The 26,399-nt window shown below is 53.8% G+C and carries 26 protein-coding genes; 3 read left to right on the forward strand and 23 right to left on the reverse strand.

The genetic code is table 11. The annotated features are described in order from the left end of the window. Positions 1–89 precede the first annotated feature (89 nt). On the forward strand, positions 90–992 hold the full coding sequence (locus tag NQL71_RS32720) for a PDDEXK family nuclease (RefSeq protein ID WP_274644992.1): 903 nt from the start codon (positions 90–92) through the stop codon (positions 990–992). On the opposite strand, the gene NQL71_RS32725 is transcribed toward NQL71_RS32720, so the two are convergent. After that, entirely contained in the window at positions 989–2,794 is a 1,806-nt protein-coding gene (locus NQL71_RS32725) for a hypothetical protein (protein ID WP_274644993.1), read from the reverse strand. The two genes, NQL71_RS32720 and NQL71_RS32725, sit on opposite strands and share 4 nt — an antisense overlap. A 128-nt stretch (positions 2,795–2,922) precedes the next feature. Between NQL71_RS32725 and NQL71_RS32730 the strand changes: the two genes are divergently transcribed. Next, positions 2,923–3,678, forward strand: coding sequence for an SEL1-like repeat protein (locus tag NQL71_RS32730; protein ID WP_274644994.1), 756 nt, complete (start codon positions 2,923–2,925; stop codon positions 3,676–3,678). A gap of 9 nt (positions 3,679–3,687) precedes the next feature. After that, positions 3,688–4,680 carry a hypothetical protein gene (locus NQL71_RS32735; RefSeq protein ID WP_274644995.1) on the forward strand — a complete coding sequence of 331 codons (993 nt, stop codon included), beginning with the start codon at positions 3,688–3,690 and terminating at the stop codon, positions 4,678–4,680. 50 nt (positions 4,681–4,730) lie between these two features. Here the strand turns inward: NQL71_RS32735 and NQL71_RS32740 are convergent, their stop codons facing one another. The 22 genes from NQL71_RS32740 to NQL71_RS32845 form a co-directional block, all read right to left on the reverse strand. Next, on the reverse strand, positions 4,731–5,594 hold the full coding sequence (locus NQL71_RS32740) for an ADP-ribosylglycohydrolase family protein (RefSeq protein ID WP_274644996.1): 864 nt from the start codon (positions 5,592–5,594) through the stop codon (positions 4,731–4,733). A 64-nt stretch (positions 5,595–5,658) separates the two neighbouring features. Then, on the reverse strand, positions 5,659–6,000 hold the full coding sequence (locus tag NQL71_RS32745; protein WP_274644997.1) for a hypothetical protein: 342 nt from the start codon (positions 5,998–6,000) through the stop codon (positions 5,659–5,661). 144 nt (positions 6,001–6,144) lie between these two features. Continuing rightward, positions 6,145–7,230: a hypothetical protein gene (locus tag NQL71_RS32750; RefSeq protein ID WP_274644998.1), complete on the reverse strand. Its 1,086-nt coding sequence runs from the start codon at positions 7,228–7,230 to the stop codon at positions 6,145–6,147. Between the two features lie 26 nt (positions 7,231–7,256). Next, complete coding sequence (locus NQL71_RS32755) at positions 7,257–8,447, reverse strand: hypothetical protein (RefSeq protein WP_274644999.1); 1,191 nt, start codon at positions 8,445–8,447, stop codon at positions 7,257–7,259. Between the two features lie 57 nt (positions 8,448–8,504). Beyond that, entirely contained in the window at positions 8,505–8,696 is a 192-nt protein-coding gene (locus tag NQL71_RS32760) for a hypothetical protein (RefSeq protein WP_274645000.1), read from the reverse strand. Between the two features lie 1,089 nt (positions 8,697–9,785). Then, entirely contained in the window at positions 9,786–10,625 is an 840-nt protein-coding gene (locus tag NQL71_RS32765; RefSeq protein WP_274645001.1) for a hypothetical protein, read from the reverse strand. Between the two features lie 197 nt (positions 10,626–10,822). Further along, positions 10,823–11,659: a hypothetical protein gene (locus NQL71_RS32770; protein ID WP_274645002.1), complete on the reverse strand. Its 837-nt coding sequence runs from the start codon at positions 11,657–11,659 to the stop codon at positions 10,823–10,825. A gap of 439 nt (positions 11,660–12,098) precedes the next feature. Next, positions 12,099–14,642, reverse strand: coding sequence for a LysM peptidoglycan-binding domain-containing protein (locus NQL71_RS32775; protein ID WP_274645003.1), 2,544 nt, complete (start codon positions 14,640–14,642; stop codon positions 12,099–12,101). A 55-nt stretch (positions 14,643–14,697) separates the two neighbouring features. Beyond that, positions 14,698–14,868, reverse strand: coding sequence for a hypothetical protein (locus NQL71_RS32780; RefSeq protein WP_274645004.1), 171 nt, complete (start codon positions 14,866–14,868; stop codon positions 14,698–14,700). Further along, positions 14,861–15,712: a hypothetical protein gene (locus tag NQL71_RS32785; protein ID WP_274645005.1), complete on the reverse strand. Its 852-nt coding sequence runs from the start codon at positions 15,710–15,712 to the stop codon at positions 14,861–14,863. Before NQL71_RS32785 ends, NQL71_RS32780 begins: the two co-directional genes overlap by 8 nt. 67 nt (positions 15,713–15,779) lie before the next feature. Then, positions 15,780–16,049 carry a hypothetical protein gene (locus NQL71_RS32790; protein WP_274645006.1) on the reverse strand — a complete coding sequence of 90 codons (270 nt, stop codon included), beginning with the start codon at positions 16,047–16,049 and terminating at the stop codon, positions 15,780–15,782. 180 nt (positions 16,050–16,229) lie between these two features. Next, positions 16,230–16,508 carry a hypothetical protein gene (locus NQL71_RS32795; protein WP_274645007.1) on the reverse strand — a complete coding sequence of 93 codons (279 nt, stop codon included), beginning with the start codon at positions 16,506–16,508 and terminating at the stop codon, positions 16,230–16,232. A gap of 2 nt (positions 16,509–16,510) precedes the next feature. Further along, entirely contained in the window at positions 16,511–16,735 is a 225-nt protein-coding gene (locus NQL71_RS32800; RefSeq protein ID WP_274645008.1) for a hypothetical protein, read from the reverse strand. Positions 16,736–16,796: 61 nt separating this feature from the next. Beyond that, positions 16,797–17,078, reverse strand: coding sequence for a type II toxin-antitoxin system RelB/DinJ family antitoxin (locus NQL71_RS32805; RefSeq protein WP_274645009.1), 282 nt, complete (start codon positions 17,076–17,078; stop codon positions 16,797–16,799). Between the two features lie 157 nt (positions 17,079–17,235). Then, positions 17,236–18,285 (reverse strand): AI-2E family transporter, encoded by a 1,050-nt coding sequence (locus NQL71_RS32810; protein WP_274645010.1) that lies wholly within the window; start codon positions 18,283–18,285, stop codon positions 17,236–17,238. A 69-nt stretch (positions 18,286–18,354) separates the two neighbouring features. Next, positions 18,355–18,804, reverse strand: coding sequence for a ribonuclease HI (gene rnhA / locus NQL71_RS32815; RefSeq protein ID WP_274645011.1), 450 nt, complete (start codon positions 18,802–18,804; stop codon positions 18,355–18,357). Positions 18,805–18,812: 8 nt separating this feature from the next. Further along, the gene (locus tag NQL71_RS32820) at positions 18,813–19,304 is read right to left on the reverse strand and encodes a hypothetical protein (RefSeq protein WP_274645012.1); all 492 of its coding nucleotides are present in this window, start codon (positions 19,302–19,304) and stop codon (positions 18,813–18,815) included. 60 nt (positions 19,305–19,364) lie between these two features. Next, complete coding sequence (locus NQL71_RS32825) at positions 19,365–19,838, reverse strand: hypothetical protein (RefSeq protein ID WP_274645013.1); 474 nt, start codon at positions 19,836–19,838, stop codon at positions 19,365–19,367. A 72-nt stretch (positions 19,839–19,910) separates the two neighbouring features. Continuing rightward, on the reverse strand, positions 19,911–20,744 hold the full coding sequence (locus NQL71_RS32830; protein ID WP_274645014.1) for a DUF7281 domain-containing protein: 834 nt from the start codon (positions 20,742–20,744) through the stop codon (positions 19,911–19,913). Next, positions 20,729–22,018, reverse strand: a complete 1,290-nt coding sequence (locus NQL71_RS32835; protein WP_274645015.1) for a hypothetical protein — start codon at positions 22,016–22,018, stop codon at positions 20,729–20,731. The genes NQL71_RS32830 and NQL71_RS32835 overlap by 16 nt, the downstream gene beginning before the upstream one ends. Beyond that, the gene (locus tag NQL71_RS32840) at positions 22,015–22,635 is read right to left on the reverse strand and encodes a condensin complex protein MksE (protein WP_116264535.1); all 621 of its coding nucleotides are present in this window, start codon (positions 22,633–22,635) and stop codon (positions 22,015–22,017) included. The genes NQL71_RS32835 and NQL71_RS32840 overlap by 4 nt, the downstream gene beginning before the upstream one ends. After that, positions 22,628–26,359, reverse strand: a complete 3,732-nt coding sequence (locus NQL71_RS32845) for an ATP-binding protein (protein WP_274645016.1) — start codon at positions 26,357–26,359, stop codon at positions 22,628–22,630. Before NQL71_RS32845 ends, NQL71_RS32840 begins: the two co-directional genes overlap by 8 nt. Positions 26,360–26,399 lie beyond the last annotated feature (40 nt).

The following is a 26,399-nucleotide window of genomic DNA, read 5'->3' on the forward strand; positions in this document are numbered from 1 at the left end:
CCCAAGCCTGGCTTGGGGTTTTTGTTTTCCTGACGGTCAAAAAAGTGAATAATGACCATCAATTGCCAAACAAGCATTACCGGTGGCCTGTGACTTCTTTCCAGCTGTTTTCCTTGCGTGATAACGAATGCCACGAACTCCACCCTTCCCAGATCGCCCTCGAGCGTGATCTGCAGCAGGTGCTGGAACACCACCTCGAGCCATTGCTCAAGGTTCGGTTTCTGGCGAGTGAGTACAGCACCGGTGAAGTACATCGTGGGCGCATCGATACCTTGGGGCTGGATCAGTACAACGCCCCGATCATCGTTGAGTTCAAACGAGACGTGGAAAGCACCGTCATCAACCAAGGTTTGTTCTACCTGAACTGGCTACTCACCCATCAAGCTGAGTTTCAACTGCTCGTGCAGAATCGTTTGGGGGCGGCGGTGGCCGGGCAGATCGATTGGTCAGGGGCCAGGGTGATCTGCATCGCCAAGGACTTCGCCCGGTATGACCTTGAAGCCATCCACCAATTCGAGGCCAACCTCGACTTGGTCACCTACAAGTTCTTCGAGTCCGGCCTTTTGTCGCTCTCCACAGTCGCCTCCAAGCGCCGCCCAGGCTATTTACAGGCCAAGAGACCTCCTGCCACTCGAAGACACCCGCTGAGCATCTCCCAGGCCCTCGCAAGAGCTCCACAGGAAAGCCAGGCACGGTTTCTGGTGTTCGTGGATGGGCTCTATGAGATCGCCAGTGACCTAATCGTCGAGGAGCAAGGCCAGGCCTATGAGTTCGGCTTATTCGGCCCCCTGGGCCGCCTGTTTGTGACCGAAACCCAATACCCAAAGCTGATGGTGGAATTCTACTGCACCCCCAATGAGCTGGAGATAGGTGAGAATGTGCGCACCCGCGTCAGCAAAAAAGGGTTCCAGTACTCGCTCATCGACGAGCAGTCGTCGGAACAAGCCCTGGAATGGGTGCGCACGCTCTACGCCCGCGCAGAACGCGGTTAAAGCCCGATGTCTCGTGAGAAAACGTCGCCGAGTTGCTTCAGCGGGAGTTTGTGCGCAAAAGGCCTGATCTCGTCCTGCGTGAAGATCCTCAGGATGTACTCATGTTGAGCCGTGGTTTTGCAGGCCCGGATCGCGGCATCTGCTCCATGCACATTGAGATAGATGGAATACAGACTTTGACCCTTCTTCCGGATACCCATTTTCAGGGCGTCCTCAACATCCGTTGGTCTAGGGTCGGTACTGGGCCAGCCGCCCATTGAAATTACTTGGCGGTTAAGGACAGCGCATTCGCTGGTCGTTGAAGTCCCGTACGAAGTCTTCACACCAAGTCCATCTTGAGCGAAAACGTAACCAGCATTGAAGAGTTGTGGGATTGTGTTCTCATCAAGTCTGAAGCCGTGGCGACCGTCAGCGTTTGTCCAGCCAAAACGCTCCTTTGCCTCAACTATCCCTGGCGCCCCGATAACCACCGAGAATGCGTGGAAAATGTTTTTCCAAAAGGTGTGCTCGAAACTGTCGAAGATAGCCTCACGATCCGTGCTTTTTGCAGCGAAATTAAAGAGATCGGCAACAGATTCGCCCTTCAATTCCTTTCTGAAACTTGCAGTCTTATTACTATCAACTTGATAGCGTGCACACAGCAATTCTGAGCTGTAGAAACCTTGGGCGTATTCTCGCGCATGAGCCAACGCCTCATGATCAACCCGTCCAAGGTCGAAGGACTTCAATACATCAATGTCCACGGACATCAGTGTGTAACCAGTAGGGTGATTCAAACCGATAAATTGGCTGTCCAGCAGTGTTTTCTGCCTAATTTTATCGTCATAGATGGTGGTCTTGCTTAGCTCATCCCCCACCACTTCAATACCAAGGTCAACACATGGCCATTGATCCATAATCGGTAGAGCTTTACGGTCATCATTGTTTTTGGTGAACTGCAATGGCTCAGTGAATGCCGCTGGCGTCGACAAAATGCCTATGTCGAATGACTCGGTGTAACAAGTGGCCCTCTTCACTGGAGCGTACGCCACCCCAGTCGGCATTTCACTGGTCTCCTCGGTCTTCACCCAGCAGAATAGCCGGCTATGCATGGCGTTCATCAACGTGCTGTCCTGGGCCTCGATGAAGGCCAACAGCAATTCCGGATGATCGATTTGCCCTGAGCGTATCGAGGGCAAATTTCCTGTAAATGGTTGAATCGCCGTCAGTTCATCAGCTTCATTCAAGTGCACCTTGGCGCACATCCAATAGAGAAACTTATCCTGATCCAGCTTATTGTCTTGAACGATCTGCAGCAGAGTTTCCATCAGCTCGCGAAACTGAGGTACACCCCCAATGTTCTGCATAGCCTCGAACTGATGCTTCACCTCCTGACCATCGGCCAGCAGCCGCCCATCGACGGTGGAGAAAGACAGCTCGATATGCCTATTTGGATGCTCCGCTTGAAGAACACGAACCATGTCCAAATCGCCCTTAATGATGGCGGAGATGAACACGTTACCGAAGCTTTCGCTCAGGGTATTCAGCGCTACCGGCATTGCATCTCGGTCTTTGCGTCGAAACATGCTGCGATCCAGGAAGTAACCTGCCGCCATCGCATCGGTTAATTCGAAGTGTTGGGAGAACAACGCAATCATCGCCGGATCTTCATCCTGCAAAATGTCGTACATCAGTATGCCGCCCATTGTTGCTTTTTGGTCGACAGGAAGGAGAGGGACGATGCTATGCAGCAAGGCCTCCACCATCGGCTGATTCTTCGCCTCTATTTGTTCTTTGATCAGCTGCTGGAGAGTATCCGACACGACATTTTCCTTCTAGAAATCCTTCCTCCAGTGTAGAGATGACGCTCTCACAGGGTCAACGAAACAAGGCCTTGATTGACATTGCCTGGCGCGTTGCGATAATCGAGGTTTTCGTGTGAGTGACTAGCATGCAGCGTATCTCAGCCCTGGTGCTCGGCAGCCTGTTGACTGCCGGATGTGCCCCCGTGCAATTCCAACCCACCCTGTTCGATCCTTCCAAGCCCAACCTGGGAGTTCCAGTGGTCGATCAGACCTCGCGGCTAGCGCCCACGGTCGTCATGCGTGAGGACGTCATTGTCACACCACAGATCGTGCAGAATCAGGACGCTGATACACAGGATTCAGGTCAGGCGGAAGTGTTCGTGCCAACCGCAGCGCCGGCGCAGAGCTCAACCTTTACCGTTGATGTTCCGCCACAAACCCCGGCGTACCAGCCCCCTGCTCAAGCCCCTGCCCCGATTGCAGTGAAGAGCACTTCGGTTGCAAGCAAAGCACCCCCAGCTGAACCCTACGACATCTCGGCGTCCTTGGAGCGTGAGTTGGCGATGGAGGCGGTTCAGCATGCTCCGGCCAAGAATTCGAAATCATCGGTCACGGGGCCGCGTAAAAGCCAACATCAAGACGAAATCAATAAATTGACACTGCTGTACGCCGAAAGTGACGTTAACGCCGCTTACGACCTGGCCAAGCTCCTGTACCAGGATCAACGCACTGAAGAAGCGGACACGGTGCTGGATTTTGCCGTCCGTAACAAACACCCCAAGGCCATGCTGCTCTACAGCGAACGCTTGCTGAAGGCCGGCGATAAAAAACAATCGCGCCGCTGGTTACAAGCCGCCGCTGATGCTGGTAACAAAGAAGCCAAACAGAAACTCACGCAATAGGGCTAGGTGATGTTTAATAACCGCTTTCGTTTACGCTGTGGCTACATCGCTTTGCTGATGCTGGCGGGTTGTCAAAGCCAGCCTCAGCAGCCTGTGGCACCGGTTGGGCCCACGCCGGTAATTCGTGAGCCTGTCCAGCCGGAAACCCCGTGGGTCGCTCCAGCTCAGGTCGAGACGCCTATCCAGGTGAATACCACAACGCCAGATCCCTTCAATGTGGAGGAAGGTCTCTCCGTAGACTCGGCCTTGTCGAGCGATGAACTTTACGAGAAAGCCCGCCAGCTCATGGAGGGTACCCCCAGCGACGAGAATAAGCAGGCTGCTGTGGTCTTGTTGAACCAGGCCGCTGAATTGGGGAATGCGGAAGCCATGCGTGTACTCGGTCTTCTGAAGCTGAAGGAAGGCCCGGATCAGCGAGCCTTAGCCATCGCTTTGCTGGAAGGTTCCGCCGCCAACAGCATCAAAGCCATGCGCCAATTGGGCATCCTGTATGGCAACCTGAGCCAGCCGCACCTGGACAATCCACAGAAAGCCCTCTCATACCTGCAGAAAGCCTCTGACCTTGGGGACGGTGAATCGTCTTTCTACCTGGGTCGATTGCTAGCCCGTGCCGGGAGGAACGACGAGGGCAAGCGATTGATCGCTCTGGCCAGCGAGCAAGGCTTTGTTAAAGGTGGCGGGATCAGCAAGAAGGCGGATGAGCAACGTTCAGCCGACTTAATGCGTTCCTACGCGCTGCAGCGACAGGCCATGAAAGGCGATCCAGAAAGCATGTACCAATTTGCACAACTGCTGCTGGCCGGCAAGGCCCAGGGCAGCCTGGCGGGTTACGATCAATCGGCGCAATTCGAGGCCTACTACTGGCTCAAGCGGGCGGCGTTGATGGGCGACATTCCATCGGCGACAAAGCTGACGGAAATGTCAGAGGTAGAGGCTCAAATGGCCCTGCACAAGATGACTTACCAGAAGCTGGACAAGGCGTTGACCGGCACCAAGTCCTGATTCGACTGAGGCTGCAGGCTGCCTGGTTACCGCCTGGCAGCCTGCGTAGCTCACCTCAACCGCAAGTGCAGCTTGATCATACTAAGCAAGGCCTTCAGCCCAGGTAGATCCATACCACCCGGCTCAACCTTCCTACCATACATGCGCTCGAACTGGCGCAGAACACCCAGAAATTTTGCACTGTGACGGTCGACCATTTCTTCAGCCTGCTGGCGCAATCGGTCGGGTACACCAAAGCGTGCCTCAGCGATGGATCCCGCAATGGCGCACAGGGTGTCGGTGTCTCCCCCAACGTGGAGACCATTCCTGATGGTTTCCTCGAACGACTTGGCCTGGAAGACGCAGGAGAGCGCCTGGGGAATCGTTCCCTGGCAGGTAGGACTGAAGGTGTACTCTTCGTTCAGGACATCGAGATCCAAACGGGTCTCGTAATCGAACCAATCTGACATGACCTCTTCGACTACAGCCGCCTCTACCCCGTTGCGGAACAAGAAGATCGCCAGCGCAACCGCTTGCGCGCCTTTTGTGCCCTCGGAATGGGCATGAGTGATGCACGCCGACATGTGCGCCTCGCTCATCACGCGCTGAACACTTTCAAACGCCCAACCTACAGGTGATACCCGCATGCCGGCGCCGTTACCGCAGGAAAAATTCGGTTTGCTGTAGCTGGAGTTCGTGTGGGCCCAATCCATGAAGCTCGGGCCATACCCGTAGTTTGGGTAGGTGCGGGCGTAGAGCTGGTAGAACTCGCTGTAGGAACGATGATTGATGATCGCATCGGCGGTGGCCAGGCTTAAGACCGAGTCGTCAGTGATCGTCGAATGGCCGGGGATGAAAAAATTTGCGTTGCGATCTTTCTCGTCGCGAAATTCATAGTAGGAACCGGCGATGTCGCCAATAATTGCGCCAATCATGGGGTTGTTCCCTCTTGTTTTTGGCAATTATCACTGTTTGTCAGCTGCTTGCACAGCCCATTGTTCAGGACGCCATGGCGGGGGTATCGACCTCGAGGTCATCTGTGCTCTTCAGCCATTGCACGGGATGATGAGCGAAAGCCTCTCCGACACGCTCAGTCACGAATAGCCGTGCCTCGCGCATCATATCAATGGTCTGAGCGTCGAACCCCTTAAAAGCAATCACAGACGCCAGCCCAGTGTCGTAAATGATCAGCGAATCGGCAGCCTGAACGGCACACAGATCGCCCTCTAACGGACAATAACCCAATGCAGCCGGCCAATGGATAAGCCAGTAATCACCTTGGGCATCGCCTCCTTGGGCCATGTCAAAAGCGGGTAAAGCCTGTGTCACGGTTAAACGCATCAATTGCCCCTTCGCAGCTATCCACCCATTATAACCTGCTCCGGGGTTGGTATCTTCAGCTTTCCGAAAGCGAAGAGAATGTTACTTTTCCAACGCAACAAAAAGCCCGCATCTGCGGGCCTCTCGTGTTCCGTGTAACTTCGCTTATAGCGTGCACTCAGACGCGTTCCAGCTGCGCTGGAAGGTTAGAAGCGACTCTACCAGAGCGTCTTCACCTTTGCTCAAGACTTGCTGTTCAAACGCTTCGCCGTGGTGCAGTTTGAACGCCTTGATGAAGCCGCCGAGTTCCTCCTTGTCCAGGCCGGTGACCCTTTCCACCAGCTCGCCGTTAAGCCGAGCCTTCCGTACGAGCTTCTGCTTCAAGTCCTCCATCACAGTCTCGTAAGCAACCTTCCCAGCCGGGAACGCCTCAAAGATCGAATCCAGGTAATCCGCCCTGGACGCTTTCCAGATCACACCGCTACTCGTCACCTGATTGTTGCGCAGATATTCAAGGAAACCTGCGTAGGTAGTTCGCCGACGCTCTTTTGAACGGTCGTTATGGCTTCGGAACTCGTGCAGATAGACGTCCGGATCGAATAGGCTCGAGGACGCAGCGAATTCGAAGATCTGTTCAAGGTTGTCGAAGCCTCGCGCCCAGCGAGCGTGGTCATAGCCGAAAAACTCGACCGTGGCCTTGAAGTCCTGTGAGATCAAGACCTCCCCGCCATAGCGGTTGCCCAGGCTCACCATCATGGTCAGGCCTTTGTGGCCAAATTTCAGGCCCATCTTCTTGCCGATCACACCCATCAGGTTGCCCAGGTCGTTCCAGGCGTAATAGCCCTCGGCATAGTCCAGTTCATGATCCTTCACCCAGATCAAGTCAACCTGCACGCGTCCACCCTCTTCCAGCGGCACACCCAGGCTGATCATTGACGTTTTCTGGATCACAGTCAGGTCTGGCTCATCCTGACCATGGTACGCACAAGGGATCTCAACACCGTAGTGATCAGAGAGCAGCTTGGCGATCTGCGGAGGCGTCAGCAGGTCACGCAGACCGTCCGGCACGAGCAAGTCGATGTCGCCATGGTCGGCCTTGTCGCGGTAAGCAATGACTTTGCGCGGCAGCAGCTCCAATCCAGCTTCAAGCATGCGAGCCGACAGGATCGAAATGACCTCCGCAGCCTTACGTGCCTCCACCGCCGAGCTTACTCGTACGACACCATAATCCTTCAGCGCATTGCCACCCATTCCAACACCTCATCTCCAATATGAAACTACAGGCCGAGGTCTTCCCCAAACCGTTTTCCTAAATCTTTAAGACCAACATACTGCAGGCATTCTGGCCAGCCGAAACACCTCTCTAGCGACTTCACTTTTACCTTATCAAGGCCTGCAAGCAAAGCCTTTCTGTCGACCATGGTGCCTGCAAGCTCACGAAACAGATCATTTGTAGCGAAATCCGTCATCACCTCGGCCTGACCGACTAGCAGTGCGTGCATGACTTTGTGCTGACTACCAGGGATTAACCGCTCTGCGGCCAGGCTGATGGCCTTCTGAGTGTTGATGAATGACTCATTCATGAACATTTCTGGCTTACCCGGCTGTGTTTCGAGGAGCGGACGGGTGATCCTGTTTAGCACAGCCATGCTAGCGACCTTGTCAGCCAGTAGTCGTCCGATCCAAAACTTAAACCTTTCACATGAATAGGGGTCAGAAAGTTTATCTGCGATGAAGTTTTCAATAACGTCATCAACACCCTGGCCACTGTATAATGGTAACGATATACCGTGGGCAATACCCGTGGTTAAAAATAACTCATGCCTCGCATGATCAAACTGCATTTCATCACCCCATATGTGGAATGTGTCCAATGGAGCCTGGTCATGACGAATGATTTCTAATATTGATTTACCTTCAAGCCAATAATCACCCTTACCATATAACTTGATCACATCAGCGAACGGTTTCTTTGCTGTTAATTTGAAAATCAGAGTATCCAAACCCTCTGCAGCGATACCAGAAAAAGCGCTGCCGGCTTGAATCCTGTCCATTTCCTGGCCATAGCTATTTGGGGTCGATCCAACGACCAAACCAGACGGGGTGAAGCCCGTGAAATGTCGCCATAAGGGCTTGATCGCGGCATAATCCCCAGCCTCCAACAGGCGTCGGATAGGATTAATAGCAGGAAAATGCCAGGTCAGATGCTTGAGCTTAGGATGCTCTTCGGTGACAGAGGGCTCCGTGAAGCTGGCTAGCTTCGGCAGTTTGCTCTGGGGTAGCGTCAGGCCAAAGGCTTGCTGGTGGGCCTTTACGGCTTCGCCAATGGCCTGAAGGCTACCCTGTTTGATGAGCTGAATGACCTTCAACTCAATAGCATTGCAGAGATCCGGATCCGGATTTGAAATGTCTCCCAGTAACTGAAGCTGGTCGACCAATTGCAGTTCATTGTAGTTTTTATGGTTCATCGTGAATCTCCTGGGTTACTACCAGGTTAACAAACCAGTGACCTACAACTAAAGCAATTATGGAGTCTTAGCGCCGATTTCTTCGAGGAATGACTGGTAGTTCTCTTCGCGCAAGTTCGGGATTTTGCGTTGCGAGTGCTTCTTCTCGGGCGCTGGGTACGCAGCGTAGACAGTGACATTAACACCGTAAATGTTTTCAGCCCTTTTGGTTTGCGCTTCCAGGTACTCGCGAAGTTCCTGCTTATTCATAGTTAACCCATTTGGTTGATCGAGGTGAGGCTAAGGAGTGAAGTTAGCTCTGACTATGAATTGAGTATAAAAGTGGAGCTTCGCCACTGTCAATTCATTGCCTTTGTTTCTGTCCGGGTCGAGCTCATCACCAGAGAGGTCGACCGTTGCCGCGCAGCGGCCTGTTAAAGCCAGGAATTTAGGCACACCATGGCCTGCAACCCCATAGCGAGGGACGTTTGGGCTCCGCCGCTACTAGTCACCAGGGGCACACTGGTGCCATCCTCCACTCTCGCGCAGCGAGCTAATGCCTTTGTGCCGTATCATCGTAGGGCCGGCAGCAAAGTTTGGATCGGGCCGGTTTCTCATCCATCCGCGCAGCGGCTTCAACCGCGAAAACCAGCCATTCCTCCGGAATCGGATGTTATGGCCGCTCCCTAGCGTCCAGCGGGGCTCGATGGGTGTCGGCCAGGCGCACACGTAACCTCAATCCGCGCAGCGGCTAAAAAGCGAACTTAGCCACCCCTCCGGGTTCGGAGTGGGTGACCAGCCTGATGAGTGCACCAGCACGTCCTGCGGTGGTTCGTTCCCAACCCCCGGAAAGCCCGCTCCGCGAAGCGGCTAAAGCGGGGCCCTTACGGGCATTAGCCAACCCGCTGGGTTCGGAGCGATAGTCGTCGCACCTTAACGCTCGTCCAAAAATGAACATCGCATGCACAGTCGCTACCGAGGAGCACGCTCCGCGTAACGGCTAAAGCGAGGCCCTTTCGGGCCCTTAGCCAACCCATGGGGTTGGGAGCACTGAAGGCCCTGGTTGGGTACAACCAACGCAATCGGTTGATCCGGAGAGAGCAGAAATCCGCTCCGCGAAGCGGCTATCGGAGCTGTTCATGGTCAAGGGGACTCCCCGCCCTCAATTCTCAGGATCAACAGCCGGCCTTACCTGGCTTTAGCCATTCCGCTGGAATCGAATGGGGGTAAGCCAACCGGGATGGCTGACCATAAATTCTGAAGTGACTGCTGATTCGCTCCATGTAGCCCGCTTCGCGTAGCGGCTTAAAGCAAAAAGCCCCATCAACGGGGCTTTCGACACAACATGGAGCAGGAGCATCACTGATCCGCTACCACCACACCCAACTTCTTGCTGGCGTCCATTATCTCATTCATGTCTTTGACCAGGTCATTCAGGATAACCGGATCTTTGGCAATCACATCAATCATCGCGACAGTCTCTGTTGGACAAGCGCCTTTGTGGCCGCACTTAGCAAGCATGTTCCTTGCTGTACGGTAACCAATAGACACCCGCCCATTGTGATCAGCACTAGCGTATTTCTGGATCATTTCCAGACCCGCTTGCTTGTCCTCGTTGAAGGTATAAGCAACCTGCTGGCCAGCAACAACTGCCTCATCCAGTAGATTCATGAACTGCTCGGGAGTTAGCGACTTACCGGTTAGTTTCCAGACCGGTAAAACTGCTGCTTTATATGCATCAGTACCATTCACGTAAGAGTTTTTGGCATGAAGCCCCTCATGGAACATTGTACCTTTGTCTTTTAACCAACGAGCATCGGTTACAACAATCGAAACATACTTCTTGCGAACTTCGTTACCAGGAATTTCCCTGCCGGCAACTGTGTATGCCCTTACACCGGACTCTGCGGTAAGCTTTGGCGAAACACGGCCCAGTAGAAAATTAACGGTTTTCTTGGTCAAGCCCGCCCGCAAAAAAGCATCGGCGTCTACTTGCTTCAAAAAACGACCACGGTCGTCTTTCATCAGATAAACAATTGCCACCTCAGCAGGAAGAATATCTTGGACGCTCCTGAATAGAACGTCAGCCTCGGTTCCAGCTTTGTAGATGTTCCCCGCTTGTACCGACATACACCCACCCATGAAACCCATGACCATAAGCATGGTATTCATCAGCAGTTTAATGGTGACTGTGGTCATGTCATTATCTCATTTCGACATTGCAGAATAGAGGCACTTATTAGCCATTCCGCTGGAATCGGATGGGTGAAAGGCTACCACCGTGGTCATCCAAACAATTTCAGGCGCCCCGGCCAGCCTAAGCGGAAGCATAATTCTAGTGACGGAGTAAAAAGAAAAGCCCCTTGCAAAGGGGCTTAATCATGAATCTTCACATTTCACTGATCCGATACAACAAGACCATCCTTCTTCCCGGCTTCAGTGATTTCGTTCATGTCTTTGATTAGGTCGTTCAGAACAACCGGATCACTGACGATGGCATCAATCATTGCAACGGTATCAGTTTGGCAAGCACCTTTTCGACCGCACTTTTGCAGCATATTACGAGCGGTACGGTATCCAATTGAAACGTTACCGTTGTGATCATAACTGGCATATTTTTGGATCATCTCCAGACCAGCTGATTTGCCTTCGTTGTAGGTGTAAGCGACCTGCTGTCCAGCAACTACGGCCTCATCAAGAAGGCTCGAAAACTGTACAGCATTGAGCTTTACAGCCAGTTTCCATGCTGGGAAAGCCGCCTTCTTGTACTCGTCAGTTCCGTTTACGTAGGCGTTTTTTACATGAAGCGATTCGTGAAACATTGTGCCTTTGTCTTTCAGCCAATGCTCGTTGGTAGCAACAATCCCCAGAAACTTCCTGCGAACTTCGTTACCAGGGATGTCCCTTTGGGTCATGGTGTAAGCATGAACACCGGCCTCAGCCGTAAGTTTTGGCGAGATATGCCCAAGCATTGCGTCGATGGTTTTTGTGGTCAACCCGGCGTCAATGAACGCTTTGGCATCTACTTGTTTCAGAAAGCGACCACGGTCATCTTTAAGTAGGTAAACGATGGTCACTTCTGGAGGAAGTACATCCTGGACGCTTTTGAACAGCGAGTCGCCTTCAGTACCAGGCTTGTAGATGTTTGCAGCTTGTACCGACATGCAGGCGCCCACCAGACCCAGGGTCAGAAGTGCGGACTTCATCAGAGTTTTGGTGGTTGGCAATTTCATGTCGTAATCTCCTTTTCCTGACTTAATTATATGCACTGTTGACATCATGTCAATACATCACAACAAAAATAATAGCAAATTGCCAGATATTCTTTCCCGACTGCACGCGTTGAGCCGGATTTTGATTATCAGCGTTAGCCGGATCCCCTAAATCCATTGGTCTTCGCACCGATTAAAAGAGCGCACTTCCGTCTCTGACAAGAGAGGCTAATGCTTTGTCAGTAGACGGGGCATATCACTAAACAACAGCAGCGACGCCCTCATGCCCGTCATACCGGCGCAGAGATTAGCCTTGGCGAAGCGCCAAGAGCAGCGATCTTCGTGCCTGTATGCCTCCTGGACTTCACCTGCCCAGCAACAGTCGCCAATTCGTCAATACTTTGTTTTTGTTTGGCTAATAAAAAAGCCTGGCGAAGCCAGGCTTTTGGAGTGGTACTGCTCAGCTGATTTGCAGACCGTCGTCGATGATCCGATCACGCTGCGTAACCGCATTCAGGTATGTGCTGATCTGCGCAGGGGAGCCGTTCGGCAGTGCCTCAGTCTGCAGCATATCCACAGTAGCCTTGTGCGCGTGCTCATTCACAACAGGTGTTGGCGCTGCATGATGTGGCGCATCAGACATCACCGCCGAGATTCGGGCAGTATCCACGCCAGGGATAGCTGGAGCCGACACCGGATGGTCAATAACCAGCGACTGGTGGTCGAAGATCAGGTTCGGATTGTTTCCAATCAAAGCCTTGTTGTCTTCGTAGATTTTGTTAACCAGGTTATGAATCTCGGTGTTGCTAGCGTGCCCACCATTAGCATCGAGGTGGTCTTGGGCGATTTTCCACAAGCTTTCACCGTGTTTTACCTCATGCACAGTCGGCCCAGCCGCTGGTGCGGGTGTGGACGGTGCGTCTGGAGTTGGGACAGCTGCGGTTGCAGTTGGGACAGCTGCGGTTGCGTCTGGGGTTGCAGAAGCGATGGAATCGGTCGGAAAGCTAACCCCATCAGCCGGGCTGAACTTAGCACCCAATCCAGCTGTTTCGCCCAGGCCGGACATATCGGAATGATCCAGAACAACGTGCGGGCCAGCACCCAGCTCCGCATTTCTCGCGACCATCTCAGCCAAGTACTTGTCGACCGAAGCACGATCTGCTGCACTGGCAACGTGGTCGCTCACGGATGGATCTACCGTGTCAGCAATTACACGCAGCCCTTCTGCCGTGCTGCTACCGACGCTGTGGGCGGTATCAACCACGGCATCTTTCACAATCCCGGCTGCCTCGACAGTGGCATGTCCCGCGTCAACAATCACATCACCCGTGAATTTCGCAGCTACGGCAGCGCCGTGAGCAATCTGCCCTGCACCAGTGGCAACGAATTCCTGTGTAGCTACGGCTCCATCCGCAACAGCGTCTACCACAGCGATGGAACCAGCTTCGAAAGCCTCGCCTGCTTTGACGACGGTTTCCAGCGTAGCACCTGCTGCGGCTACAACAGCTTGCTGCGTGGTGTCGAGGGCAGCCGAAGCCAACTCTGTGGCGCCGTGGAATGCCGTTGCCGAGTGCTCCGCCACAGTCATTGCAGCATCGTGGACGAAGTCCAGGTTGCCTAGGGCGACGCCCAAGCCGACCATTGCAGCTACTTTGGCTGCCGTTGCCCACTTGCTGTGGCTGACCGCCTCGGCGACGCTCTTGGCATGTTCAACTTTCTCACGAACCTTGGCCTCATCGATTTTGAACGTCTGACTGACGAACTTGATCGACTTGTCTTCCAGGGTTTTAGCGAGCTCCTGGACTTTTGGGTTCTCACCCAGTTTCTCAGCCAGGAACGCAATACCTTTCATGCCGACTTTGGCTACGATGCCACCGGTGGCGCAGCCGACGATCAAACCGGCCCACTTCAATGAACGCTGAACGTGGTCATTACCCAGCGCTTCAGCAATTGTCGCCTTATGTTCTTTCAGGCGCTCTACCATACTCGGGCCGGTCTGCTTGAACGCCGTATCGTGGAGTTCAGAGATTGCCCAATGATCAAGTACGTCTTGCGGAATTTTCTTGATCACGTTGTCGCTGTAGCCGGCCTCGACCATCATCTCACGGCCAGGGTTCAGCTTCGCAGCATCCCAGACCATGGCAGTAAGGTCAGGGTAAGCCTCGGTAACCACTTTGGACATCTCGGCGCTCAAGGCGACGTTGCCAACCGCAAGTGGAAGAACGTCTTTAGCATCTTTGCCCAGCTTGGCAGCGACAGCCTCAAAGCCAGCCTTTGTGCGACTCTTCTGGATGGCCATCTGCCAAACCATCTGAGCGACCTTGATATTGCTCGCATCCTCCATTTCAAGAGGATCGCCCAGCTCATCGAGCGGGCCCTGAACCTCTTTGATTTTGGCTTTTGGCGCTGAGCTGAGGGAAGCAAGACCCTCCTGAACCAACTCGGCCTGGCGTGCCTCAGCCTTATCCTGAATGGCTTTTACGTCTTCAACATACTGAGCGTTGTACTTCTGGTACGCCGCGTCAACGATCTGTTGGGTAGAGGAACCGCTGGCGGCTGGATCAGCGACCACAGCATGTGGAGCCGTGTCGGCAATATGTTGAACAACCACATCGACCGGTTTCTCACTCAGCCCTTCGATATCCGTGGCAGCCTCTGCAGGCTTGCTAGCCAGGAGCTCTTGAATTTCTTCAGGCGATTTTCCATCCAACAGGGCGTTAATTCGCTCCTGGATAGACTCGGTCGATGGAGCGTTAGGGTCTTTCGCCGCTTCGAGGGCGACAATCATGTCCTGGCGCAGGCGATGGTTAGCCGCATTGCGTGCCAGGATCTTTTGAATCTGTTCAGGGGATTTGCCTTGGGCTTCGGCAATAATGTCCTGAGTTTCCTCAGGAGTATAGGTGCGCGGGCCTGTTCCGTATTTGACAAGGTCTTCGGCAATCTCAGCCACGGTCTTAGCTGGTCTCAGTCCATCGGCATCAAGAACTACGTCTTTTTCGCTCATTTTGGAGCTCCTATTCTTATTATTATTCTCAGCGTATCACAGCCAAAAACCAGAATTAAACAGGTTTCGAGGTATTAGCTGGAGCCGTTAATTGCATTTCCGGGGAGGCCATGAATTCATCCATCATGTCCGCTGCCCGGTCGAAACTGCTTACCTTTTCAGCCACGTCGTTAAACGAGTTCTGAACCGCAAGCTGTTCTTTATTCTGAGGTTTTTGATCAAGCATAAACGAGTCCTTCGTTAGAGTTGGTTAAACGAGTCTTCAAAAGTGCTTTAAACTTTTGAAGCCCTTGATATTCAGGGTCAGCATCCGCGAGCCTCAGGTCTCTGATAACAATTTTGCGGCGGCGATCAATGCCGGCGCTGATATCGTTTTTGATTCCATGATGCTCTAGCCAGTTGTCAACTTTACCAAAACTGCTGGCCATTTTGGCCATTTTTTTCAAGTATAGGCCGTTTAAAGATTTTGCCACTGCGTGCGCAGAGAATCCTGCTCTCAATGCCCAGGCGGCACCGGATTTGGCCTGGTAATGGCTGGCCACCAGGCTCTTTTTCAATGACTTTACCGCGACGTTGACCTTCATTTTATTGTGCTTGGAAGGGTTGTCGACAAAGTTCTTCATTGCCACCTTGAGTCGGTGGGTATTACGCTCTACTTGTTGCGAGGTTTTGGTGATTTTCTGGAAGGTTTCACGCATGCGTTTCATGCGCCACTCATCCACTCTCTCGCCCAGTATCTTGCCGTAGGCTGGTCTACTTGCCATGGCCTTGTACAAGGGCGTATTCATCATCAGGCTAACCTCATGGCGAGCCATCAACTTGGCTGCCACCTCAAGGTTACGCTTCGACGCAGGCATCAGCGCCAATTCATTCAAGGTGAACTGATCAAAACGACCGTTGTATTCGAACACGAGTCGCAGGGTCTGCCCGGCAGTTTGATCAAGGATCAACTCAAGATCGTACTGACTAAGGCCATCCGCATCGCCGCCGTACAGCTGCGCCAATTTTGCATGATTGTTTTTCACAAACTGCGCCAGCGCGGCCTGGTAGAAGAGATTATTGGAAGGCATGGCAAATCCTCATGTGCATTTTACTAGAATTGCACATGAGGCTTTTTGCAAGCAAATAGCGGTTGGTTTAGATGTCGTTCGCAGGCGGTAGAGCGGCTTCAGCCATGTTGCAGGCCATCACCTCGTTCGCCTGTTTGTACTTGACCGAGTCCTTGTACTCCGGCGAGCACGCTGGACAGGTGCTGCAGGTCGTACGGGTGTTCTTCAGCTTGCCAAGATGGCGATCACTCGGGTTGGGTTCAGCGAAACACAACCGCTTAACCCGCTCCAGGATTCGGAAGAAGTGCTTGCGACGTGCGCCACGGTTACCGCGCAGCTCGCTTTTCAATTGATCCATGGTGACACCCTCTCTTTTTGTAAAAGCTAGATTTGGGTTTGTCGCCTTGCCGCAGCCCCCTTTAGGCCGCCGCAGACCTGTAGACAAGTTCCCGCTGGGTGGCGACTGGGAACTGGCAGACTCAGGTCAATTTACCATAATTGACACCTCGACGCCCGCGCATTTTAAAACACCGCACGGTTAGGCCGGCAGGTGCAGCGCTTTCACCACCAGCAAGGCCAGGCCTACTCCTCCGAGCGCGAGAGCGCCAAAGGCCAACAACCATTGCCATATTTTGACTTTCACCATGCGGGCCGTCCGGTCACTGATGAAACCAAAAGGGATCGCACACCAGAGCACCAAGCCAGTGATTGCGACACGGTCGAACGTCGATGCAAAGAACTGTGTCAGTCCTGGTACCAGGGTGATCAACCCAGAAAGGATGAGAAAGAAAAGCGTGATCTGCTTGAATAACGACATCTTCAATCCTCAGACCCCAGGTGCAGCATTGAGGCCAGAATGGCCTTTCGTTTTTTGGCCTTCAAACTCGTCAAGGCGACCACCGATAACACCACGCCGATCACCAGGATCATCGTAATTCCACGGGTGCAGTCGCCGGGCAACGCACGGGTCAACCCAGGCGCTACCATCATCACAGCCGCGCCTACGACACACAGCGCAAACACGTATCTCGCTAGCGTTTCCATTTTATTCTCTTCAATCAGGTTGATCAGGTGAACTGGCTCTCGGCCAAGCTCCAGAGCTGTTTTATTTGGCATCTATCCCGAGCGAATCGAAGAACGCTGCGCTGTTCTCATGTTGGACGATGCCCTTCTGCTCTGCCATTGATTCCAGCAACGCCTTTGCGCGGGGATTCAGCGTCGGCACATCGAGTTTCAGAGGAAGGGTTTTCTGCGCCACGACCTCGCGCAACAGCAGTTGAACCGCTTGGGAAATAGTGAGCCCTTGCTCGGCGAGAATCTTGACCGCTTCGTCTTTAATGCCTTGCTCAACACGCGAACGAACAACTTCAGTTTTAACGGTTTTCATGAGATGAGCAAAACTCCTGGCTGATTTTTGTAGCTACATTTTCAGCGAGCTAAGCCGCACCGGTCAACAGGAAAACACCCCAAACAAACATTTACCTTGAATTGCCTGTTAGGAAATCAAAAAGCCCACCGAAATGGGCTTCTGGACTTGCACAAATCTAAGCGACCGGTTGCTTTTTGCTACCCGTCATCCAATCATTCATCAGGGAGTAAGCGACCGCCAGCAGCGTTGGGCCTAGGAAGATTCCCATAAAGCCGAAGGCGAGTAGCCCACCGAACAACCCGATCAGCAACACCACCAACGGCAGCGTGCTGCCACGACTGATCAGCAACGGCTTCAGGACATTGTCCACCCCGCTGACAATGACCACACCCCAGATTGCGAGGAAGATCGCCATGCCATACTCACCCTGATAAGCCAACCAGCCTACGGCAGGTAGCCAGACAATGGGTGGGCCCATTGGGATCAAACTGAGGAAGAAGGTAGCAAAGCCCAGCAGGATGGCACCGGGGACGCCGGCAATCATGAAACCTATCATCGCCAAAATGGCTTGAGCAGCGGCGGTACCAATCACCCCATTGACCACGCACTGGATACTGCCACCGACCAGGTTAAGATAATACTCGGCTCGGGTACCGATTAGCCGCTCAAGCAAGCTTTTCGCGAAAGCTGCGATTTGCTCCCCGCTTCGATAAAAAAAGAACACAAAGACCAGACTCAACGACAACTCAAGTAAACCGCCCCCGATTTGTGCGGTGCGGGCCAGCAACCAGTTACCTACCTGAGTCAGATATGGTCGCATCGTGGAAAAGAAAGCCACCCCTTCGTGATCTACCCGTGTCCATAGATCCAGGGCCTTATCGCCGATCAACGGCAAACCCTTCAACCATAGAGGTGCAGGCGGTAAACCCTCAATCCACAGATTTTTTATCAACCCCGATAGATTGTGAAGGTGCTCACCCAAATTGGAGACCAGGAACAGCACCGGAACCGCAAACAGCAGCATCCAAAAGCTAGTCAGGACAGTGGCCGCCAACGTTGCTCGCCCCTTCAACAGCACCGTAAGTCGACTCATGACGGGCCAGGTTGCAAAGGCAAGGACGCTTGCCCAAAAGAGTGCGGGTAAGAAAGGTACCAAGATCCAGAGGCTGGCACACAGCAGCGCCAGCACGATGATCGAGGACAGAAGCCTGTCGGTCGAAGTCATGCAAGAGTTCCGTCAATTGTTGTGATTTATTCAGAAGATAACGCAAAAGGCCCCGAAGGGCCCTTTGTCTTAAGAAGCTTTGCCGAACTCGACAACGCCCTTGTTGGCCAGTTGATCGGCCCGTTCGTTGCCTGGATGACCCGTGTGACCACGTACCCAGACCCAATCGATATCGTGACCCGCTCTTGCAGCATCAAGTGCCTGCCACAGGTCGCCGTTTTTGACGGGTTCTTTTTTCGAGGTTCTCCAGCCGTTTTTCTTCCAGCCCGGAAGCCACTCGTTGATGCCCTTGATCACGTACTGGGAGTCCGTGGTCAGCCTGACCTTTGAAGATGCCGGCAGCAGCTTAAGAGCATTAATGGCCCCCAGCATCTCCATTCGGTTGTTGGTGGTCATGACCTCTCCACCGTAGATTTCCTGCGGCGGCATACCTGGCACTTCGATCAGGGCACCCCACCCGCCTGGGCCTGGATTGCCCTTGCAAGCGCCGTCGGTGTAAGCATTCACTGTGTTTGGCATGTTCGCCCTTAATGCTGGATCGACTGGAGCAGGACTTTCGCCTCTTCCAGCGAAACTTGAATTTCCGCCAATGGCGCCGTATGCAGACCGTGAAAGCAGAAGTCTTTCAGGGACAGGCCTTCAGAACCGATATTTGCGTACCCCAGACCGTGTTTTTCACACATGTCTGTCGCGAACCCTTTTACGTCATGACTGAAATAGAGGATGAACCCCTCATTTCGATGACGCTCTTTTCGCAGGCCTTTGCTTTCACCCAGGGCACTGGCTTCGAGAAGAATCTGATTAAGGATTTCTTCGCCGATGTAACCGTGGTCATCTGCTACCCGGTTAATGAAGAACAACGGTTGAGAATCCGTTTGCGCGGGATCTTCGTTGAAGGCCCTCAAGGCCTTCAAAAATTGAATACTCGGTGTGTTTTCACCGTTTTCATTAGGCGCTTTTAGCGCGCTTTCGGCGAATTCAACGAATTGCCGAATCACATCGACCTTTTTAACTGACATGGCTCTCTCCATTTAATGGCAAAGTATATACAAAATCCAAATCCGGTCAATTGACATGGTTTAAGGCGCCAACGATTGGATTATTTTATATAGGATTTTGACATCTTCTTTGGCGACCCTTGGAAACTGGGTTTCCAGTATCTCGTCGTACATGTTTTGTACGGTTTCACCGTCATACCGTTGGGCAAGGGTGAGCACTTCAAAAGTCAGTTTCACCTGCACGGCGCTGAACAAATGATGCACCCGATCCCGTTTTGAATCAGTGCTGACCAGCAAGACCTTGCCCCCGAACAGCCTGTTGAGTATCCGGCTGAGAATGTAGGGATCTTGCCCTTCGGCAATCAATAAATCCCTGCTGAGACCATGGTCGTCCTCAGCTGCGCTGTCCCAGTGCGTCCAATCCTCGAGAGGGCAGATGTACCACGACCACGACGTATCAGCCGGCCCAGCAATTCCTATGCTGATCGGAAAAGATCCTGCATCTTTATCTGAGCCAGAAGACTCGACATCCATGACAATGAGTTCAGCCGTCATCCTGCAGACCAATCCTTTCCAAATATGGGACAAACGTACACCGTCACGATATACGAATCTGCAGGATAATTACTAGCACAATGAAATCATTTTTTCCTGAGGCAACGCTTTTCCATGCTTGTTTATCAATTGCCAGGCATGGCGAAGCTGCTCATGCTCCAAGGTATCGAGAACCTTGACCGTATTTGAGGAATATTGCTCAGCGAATCGCTCCCCGTTGCCACCCTCCAAGAGCAGTTCCAGTACCTCATCAGAAGGCGCTACAAACGATTCAAAACAGGGTAATCCCTGCGCAATCACAATTCCTGCGGGATCGTAGTCAACGAAGGCAGCCACAGGCTTCTGAAGTTGCTCAAGCAGAGCATGGGTAAAACCTACTTTGTACACGGTAGGATCACCACGAAACACCACCAGCGGGTTGCCAGGGATCTCGCCCAGCAACTCCACATCGTGCGCACGCTCGAAGCACTCCCAGTTCTCAATTACCAGGACGGAATCATGCCGGATATTGGCTGCCACCCACTCAAATCCGACATCGAGGTTGGTGCCGGGCGGCAGTGTTATCGGGCCCGTCGTGAGCAGCAAAGGACGACCAGGAAGGGATTTGATAGCAACCTTCCCCTCTCGGACGGGCCGGGAGGTATCCTTTTCATTGTTGCTGAGCCGTGAGACCTCGGCCCGACTCAATTGGTTGAAGGTGCTGATATCCGAACGCCAATCATAATTGCTGGCGAGCAGAATCCGTTTGATCTTTTCTCTGGCCGTGGCGTAGAAACGGAACGATTTACCGTCCCGATAACCAACCCCATACTCTTCGCAAAATGCCTCAAGCCCCTTGCCAGCAGGGTACTCCTCGCAGGCGTTCTGACAAATCGTCGCAAGGATTTTTGCTACACCCTTTTCCATGCGGAAATGTCCTCCACCTGTAGGTTGCCACTGCGCGGATCATCATTCTCGAAGAGATGGCGCTCGATGGTCAGCCCGGCAATCAACGGAGCGCCAGCATTGGTGTGGTTGTCCAGGGTGCTCATGAGGCAGAGCAAACTGATCTTCGGTTCGATGTGACTGAGCAACGGGTCATTGGCCAGGAATTCCCGCGCCGAAATTGGTTTTTTCGACTCATTGGCAGTGCGCAGGTAGTTGATGATAGCGGCCTGGATCGGCGTGACCTGAATCTCCACCACCCTCTTCTGCTCGTCATCGAGCAGGACGCCCGCACTGCGCTGCCGACTCGGCACGGCGGTCAGTGAAGGGATCGAGCGGGCGACTTCGATCAGGTTCTCAGTGATGTCATCGCGACCCATGTCCGGCCAAGGTGCGATGGCTATGCCACCGTGAAGGTACGCCCACTCGGGAATGTAGGGATACTCCTCCACATCACGCGGCTGGTACCCAGGGTTTTTCTGCAGGAACAGCGCCATGGCCCTGATCCGACGCGCCTTTGGCTGGATCTCGCGAGTCTTCTCCAGGAACGCCTTCAGGACGCTGGTGATATCCAGCAGGATGGCTCGCCATTCCGAGAGGTTGTCGACGATATGGCGGTAGTAGACCGTGTTCAGCGGCTCCAGCGTCAGCGACGATTCCAGCAAGTCCAGAAAGTCCCGGCTTTGAAGGTCGGTCAACGCCGCGTCAATTCTGTTCATCTGCGCAAGGTAGTACTCGTTCTGGCGCAGCTTCTCCGCATGAGTCTTCACGTTCGCGAAGTTGTTGTCCGTGAGAGTGCGAACCCGCATGAGGAGGTTGCTGGCCTCCTCGGACAGCTCGAACACCGCCGCATCGAAGTCGCTCAGGTAGTTTTCCTGGTCTTCGGTGCGGCCCTCATCACGGGCGTTGCTGTACTCCTCGACCAGCTTGCTCAAGCTGGCCGATTGTTCACCGAAGTTGATCGACACCGAGAAATTGCGGTGGCGCCGGAACACTTCATCCAGGTGCTTGCTCAGGGATGGGCCCAGGCGGAAGGTGTCCTCCCTGGAACCATCCGGGCGCATCACGCGAAATTGCTGCAACCGGCGCACCGCTTTCAGGTTGGTATCCGTCAGCGTCACCTTGCCGTCACAGTAGGCCTGGGCGATCAGGTGCCGATCTTTGTGGAGCATCTCGATAAAGTTCACGATGTCATCATGACTCTGAGACATGCCGGCGTTACGCCGGCCATCCATCATTTCCAGTACCGCACTCATGCCACGACCTTACGGGCGTCATAGGCCTCGTCTTCATGGCTGATTTGATCGTGCTGCATCAGGAAAATGATGACTTCCTGGACAAACTCGACCTTGCCGGTGAACTGGAAAATTTCCTCCTCGCGATTCACCTCTTCCAGGTAACCATCCTTGCTGAACTTGCGCAGAATTTTCAGGAAGCGGTCACTGTCCGAGCCGTCGCTGGACACGGTCTTGGTTTGGTTAGCCACGTTGCGCAAGGCTTCAGTCAAGCTGGGGTTTTGCGCGATCAGGCTCATCAGCTTGTTCTTTTCAAGCTTCTCGCCAGGGGAAATGGCGTTGTCGTCGCGCACCGTGCGCATGATCAGGTCAAGGAACGACACCAGCGGGCGGATGTTGTTCTTGATGTCGGTGAACAGGGCCTTCGCCGACTTCTTGCCTTCGTCATCGAGGTCAGCGTGCGTCACGAAATAGGCCATGCCAGACCCGGTTTTCGACAGGCGCAGGTCGATCTTGCGCAGGTAGTCGTCCACCTTGCGGAAATGCTCATCATCCTGAAGGTAGGTGTAACCGTCACGACAGGTCACGCCGCAGATGAAATCACCAGCCAGCAGTTGTTTGACAAGACGATTAAACATTGGCGGCAACCTCGTGCAGGTTCAGTTCTTTGCCGGTCACCACCGCAGTGGTCAAGCAGCGATCAGGTTCAATGGTGTACGCGTTTTTGAACAGCATCAGCGTCTCAGCGTCGGGATCTGGGAACGCGGAGACCAGGGTGATGTTGTTCTGGGACAGCAGTTTGCACAGGCCCACGATGTTGCCCGAGTCAATGGCCTTCAGCTCGTCCAGGCTCCAGACCAGGTTGATCGGCACGTTGCGGCGAATACGGTTGAGGAACGCGATGAAGATGATCACCAGCACCAGGTAGGACAAGCCGTTGGAGGACACGTTGTCCAGGTCGGCGGAGTTCTTGAAGGAGCGCACGTTGCCGTTTTCAACAACCTCACCCCGGATCGAAACCATGTGCTTGAAATCGGCGTTGATGCCGTTTTTAAGCTCCCAGTGCTCGAGCAATCCTTCGAGCATCTGCACGAACTCCATATCCGGCAGCGTGGTGCTGACATCCGACCATTCGCGGCGGGCATCGACCAGGCGCTTGATCGCCGGCCAGTACTTGAGCTCGTCCACGGTCGAGATGATCGACACCGTCAGGCCAGAGATGCTGTCAAAGCAGGTGCTGCTGTCCAGGTACTTTTGCAGCTCGCGGTTAAAGCTGTTGATGCGGTTGGTGAACGTGCTGAGTTTGCGGTGGAACAGCTCAATTTCCGCCGTGATGGTGCGCACTTCGGTCATCAGGATCTGACGCATGTCCGAGTGGCGTGTTTCAAACCACTCACGGAAGACTTTCAGCCACCCCAGCGGAGTGTCGTTGTCCAGGCGCTTGCCGGCTTCCTGCATGTAATCGAACGGTGGTGTATTGACCTGCTGGGTGAAGCTCTTTTTGATCTGCTGGACATAACCGCTGATTTTTTTGATCAGGACTTTTTCGGTGTCCAGTTGCTGATTCAGCACAACGATCAAACCGTCTGTTGTCCAGGTTGGATCGAACGCCACGGTCTCTTCACTTGCAGTGACATTGACCAGTCGCTCAATGCCCAGCGAAACATGCGCAGACTCTTTGGACAGAACGTCCACACGCAAATCGGCGGCAGCGGCGGTCGCATTCAAGGCCTCAGCCTGTGCTTTCCAAGCCTGCTCCAGTGCTTTGATCTCACCGGCGAGATCTGCCTCCTGGCGAGTCAGCTCCAACGCCTGTGCTTCTACACCCTCGCGGTGCACATACTCATTGGTCAGCCACAGCTTGTATTGCTGCACCTCTGACCAGGAGGCCCGGATCAGGTCGCGTTCTTTGGCCAGGGTGGCCAGCTGAGTTTTCAGGGCATTGATCTGCTCTACATCCGCCCCTTCCTTGCGCAGAACCTCATCGCGCTCGGCATTGCAGTCTCGAACCGCCGAATCAAACAGCATTTCGCGGTTTTTCAAACTGGTCTTGATGCGTTGAAGCCCGTTATCGCGCTCATTGATCGCCTGACTGCGCTTTTGTGCATAGGCGTTGCGGCGCAAGGCCATGGATTCACGCTGTTTGGTCTCAAACTCAGCGAGGGTCACCTTTCTCGCCGCGAAGGCGTCTTTCGCATTTTGCAGCGCAGCATCGGCAAGGGACTGAGCGTCGTTAAAGCTCTTGCGCAGTTCAAGCTTCAAGGCAGCCAGTTCGGTCTCACTGACCTGCACGCTAGACACTGCGTCCAGACGCTCTTTACCGGCAGCCTTGTCCACCTGCTGAGCTGCTTTCAGGGCCGCAGCCGCCGTATCTCGCTCAGCCTCAGCGGTCTTGCGGCCTGTCTGCAGTGCCGTCAGGGTCGCTTGTGCAGCTTCAATCTGCGCCAGCACGACACTCTCATCGGCCTGAGGCAGTGCCTCCAGGACTTCGAGATCGAGGCACAGCCCGTACAGGTTCTCACTGCTCTCGATAATCTGTGGCGACAGATCGGTACGGTGTAACAGGTCTTCACGAATGACCTTGGCGATATCGTGCTTCCACTCGGGATGTTCATTGCGCAATACATGCAGCAGTGAACCTTCGGCAGGAGTGTGGGAGCGACGAATGCTTTCGATCAGGATTTCCTGCTCACCAATGCGTTTGATGTGCTTGAGCACTGAAGCATCGGCAGCTTCTTCATCTTTCTTACACCGCTCGACCGCCTGGTTGGCCGTGCGGGAGGCTCGATCAGCCTCATCGCGCTTGGCTCGCAACCGTGTGACTTCTTCGTCCTTGATGCTCACGCGCTCGGCGATCTGGCGATCCGCCTGTGGGCTCTTGGCGTTTTGCTGGGCCACACCCAGGTTGATGCCGGCCTCCTGAACAGCTTCGTTGAGCGTCTTCAGCGGGGCTTCAGCATCAGCAGCCACCTCTTTTTCATGCTCGGTGAAGCGCTGTTCGGCTTTGGCGAGGAACTCTTCGCACTGCCGGCTGACCTCATCAAGCTCCTCGCGATACCGTGCACGGTCGCCCTCAAGGTCGTTGGCGAGGTTTACCTTAACCTGCTCATACTTGGCCGCGATGTTCGCAAAGGAGCCCTCCAGCGCAGCCAGACGGCTTTCCAGGCCCTGAATATCCTGAAGAACCTGATTGATCGTCTTGGACTTTTCGACCTTGTCGTCCATGCCATTGGTTTTGTACTCATCGAACTGAGCGATCAAGGCCTGAACCTTTTTGACCACCTCCGCCGCTTTCATCTCGACCTGAATGCGAGATTTTTCCAGCCCGTTAACCTTCTCGGCCTGTTCAGAGACTCCGGCATCACGGGCAGAACGTGCGTCGAGTGCAGCCTGACGCTCCTTCGCCTCTTCGGACGTTAAATGGTCGGCCAGCAATGTCAGTTTGGTCTTCAGGCCCGACAGGGTATGGCGCACCTGGGTGTGCTCATCAGCTTCGGCCTCGGCCTGAACCATCACCGGCTGCATCAGCATTACTGCCGAGTAAGCGCGGAAATGGCGTGGCCATTCCTCTATTTTTTTGCGGTCACTGCGAATGCTGTGAACACTTTCGGTACCGGCATCTTCGGACACGCAATCGACGACCATGGCCTGCAGATCTTCGAAGTTGGTTTTGCGGGAAAACATACCCAGGACGATCTTGTCGACGTGGTTGAGTTGCGTGCCATAACGCGAAAACGCGTAATCAGCGCTCAACCGCTTCAGGTATTCCTGTTGTTTGCGATCAGCACTGGTGACCTTGCCGTACTGAATAACGCTCTTGTAGTCCGCATAGTTTTCGATCTGGTGCAGGCTGCATTCGATGCGCAGTTCGCTCAATCGGGCGCGGAAGTCCTTGTTCTTAACAAACTCATTGTTTTCAAGGACAAACAGGCGTTTTTCATAGCCGCTGCGGACAAAACGATAGAAGACTTTATCGCCCGTCGAGTTGCTGTAAGCCACCACCAGGCGCAACGAACCGTCATCACGCTGATATTCAAAGACAATGTAACTGGTGGAATTCGGCAGGTAGTACTTGATGAACGAGTCCTTGCCAGGCGACACCAATTTGTTCGGGTTAACCCCGTAGAATAACGGCAGGAACTGCAACATCGAGGTCTTGCCCCGACCATTGCGCCCGGTAATGACCGCCCCGCCGTCCGTGACCAGTTCGGTGATCCGCCCCTTGGTGAGCGAGTCGATCAGAAATGCCCGCAGGATCTTGAATTGATGCACCGGCGCCAGAGCGCCGTCGAGGGCTGAGGCCAGGGCGGTGGGTTCAAAGGGAACTGATTGATCTGGGGCGTCTGTTACGAGCGTGTCCATGGGCTACCTTGACGAAAAAACCCCCTTTGCAGGGGGTGGG

The sequence above is a fragment of the Pseudomonas serbica genome (assembly GCF_028823535.1).
GTDB lineage: Bacteria > Pseudomonadota > Gammaproteobacteria > Pseudomonadales > Pseudomonadaceae > Aquipseudomonas > Aquipseudomonas serbica.